We start from the raw sequence: 1,653 nt of genomic DNA on the forward strand, positions 1-1,653 counted from the left end.
TTCGTTTAGGAGCAGGCGCTCCACTGATAGGAATTCCGTTCTTTTGGCCGTCGACTGCAATGCCTAATACGGTTATGGATGAGTGGTCGGATATGGTCTTTTTGAAATGGAATGGTGCAACCTTCTCAGCGACTGAATACCCTAAACTGGCAAGGATTATTCCAGGACTGAAATTAAATGATGTGCGAGGCGAGTTCCTGCGTATCTGGGATGATGCAAGGGGCGTCGATAGCGGAAGGGGGTTGCTCAGCTTTCAGGCAGCAACATCTCTCACACAGTATGCTGGCAACTATGACGTAGGTTCTGGTCATGCAATAGGTAATCATGATGGTGTCGTCGATTATAGCGCTGGATTTTCCAGATTCCCTTATCCCGGACCAGCTTTGGGTAATGGCGTTAATCATGTAACCGTAAGACCACGTAACATCGCATTTAACTTTTTAGTAAGGGCTAAATAATGAAGCCTGTTTTTGATGAAGATGGATTAGCTATTGAGGCTGGCGAAATTCGCTGTTTTTATTACGACGCTTTAACTCTGGAATATACAGGATGGTCAGATGAATTCATTAATATCGGTGTCAGTATGCCTGGTAATTCAACCGATATTGTTCCAGGCGATGAGATAGCCGGTAAAGTTGCCGTATTTTCAGAGGATGGCTGGCAACAACAGGAAGACCATCGCGGAGAAACAGTCTGGTCAACGAATGATGGTCGTGCTGCAATTATCGATTATATTGGCGAAATTAAGCCAGATTTTACTACTATGCCACCTTCAACACTGTTTGATAAATGGGACAGTGATAAGTGGGTAACGGATACGGATGCGCAGAGTAATGCTGCTATTGCTGATGCAGAACGCGAAAAATCACGTTTAAAGGCTGTAGCTGATGATGAGATTAGCTGGCGTCAGGATGCAGTTGTTACGGGAATAGCGACGGCAGAGGAAACCACCGCGCTATCTGAATGGAAAAAATACCGGATTATGCTGATGCGCGTTAATACAGAGAAACCCTTATGGCCTACGCCTCCGGGGGGACAGGCCAGTTAACTCGCTCAGGGGCGGTTGTCACATCAGCTGACTTAACTTCATTTTTATAGGCCAGCCAAGCCGACAGCTTAACCCTGTTGGTGTCGCTGATTTCCCCCAACATCAATTCTGTACGCCAGTCGGGCATAACAGCGTCTGCACGGGTAAGTAGTTGCTGGCGCTCGTATTCGGCGGCGGCAATTAATTCCTCTTTGGTAGGTGGCGGATTCAATATTTCATTTGCTTCATTTTCTGTTATTGGTGTTAATCCTTCAGCAATAAATTTTTCTTCACAATCATTTTCATACGCGTAAACATTATTGTCGCTATCAATGTAAAATCTCATCGTAACTCCCTCCAGCTTAAACTTGATATACCAGTGGTAATAACCTGATAGGTGGCATTATTGGGAATCACGGGGCAATAACCTCCAGCGCCATTTATTGCCACACTATTTATTCTGACATTCACAGACCAGCTTGCTGATGGTCGGACAAAATCAAGCAATAACTGAATTGGTTTTCCTGTTGTGTTTGTGTAAACCACGCCAATACTTCTACTTGATGTCATGTCTTGCCATGTCTGATCAACTCCGAGGCTTACTTTTGCCGCTTCTCCCAATTGAA

2 protein-coding genes and 2 pseudogenes are annotated in these 1,653 nt (G+C 44.9%); 2 read left to right on the plus strand and 2 right to left on the minus strand.

The genetic code is table 11. The features are described from left to right. Both FDX22_RS24205 and FDX22_RS24210 read left to right on the plus strand, forming a co-directional pair. Window positions 1-458 (plus strand): annotated as a pseudogene (locus FDX22_RS24205) (hypothetical protein); the annotation flags it as partial. Then, window positions 458-1,048, plus strand: a complete 591-nt coding sequence (locus tag FDX22_RS24210; RefSeq protein ID WP_146717903.1) for a tail fiber assembly protein — start codon at window positions 458-460, stop codon at window positions 1,046-1,048. The pseudogene FDX22_RS24205 and the gene FDX22_RS24210, both read left to right, overlap by 1 nt. Here the strand turns inward: FDX22_RS24210 and FDX22_RS24215 are convergent. Both FDX22_RS24215 and FDX22_RS30670 read right to left on the minus strand, forming a co-directional pair. Continuing rightward, complete coding sequence (locus FDX22_RS24215; protein WP_146717904.1) at window positions 1,020-1,373, minus strand: tail fiber assembly protein; 354 nt, start codon at window positions 1,371-1,373, stop codon at window positions 1,020-1,022. The two genes, FDX22_RS24210 and FDX22_RS24215, sit on opposite strands and share 29 nt — an antisense overlap. Next, window positions 1,370-1,653, minus strand: a pseudogene (locus tag FDX22_RS30670) (hypothetical protein); the annotation flags it as partial. The gene FDX22_RS24215 and the pseudogene FDX22_RS30670, both read right to left, overlap by 4 nt.

This window comes from Citrobacter sp. TBCS-14 (assembly GCF_005280805.1).
GTDB lineage: Bacteria > Pseudomonadota > Gammaproteobacteria > Enterobacterales > Enterobacteriaceae > Citrobacter > Citrobacter gillenii.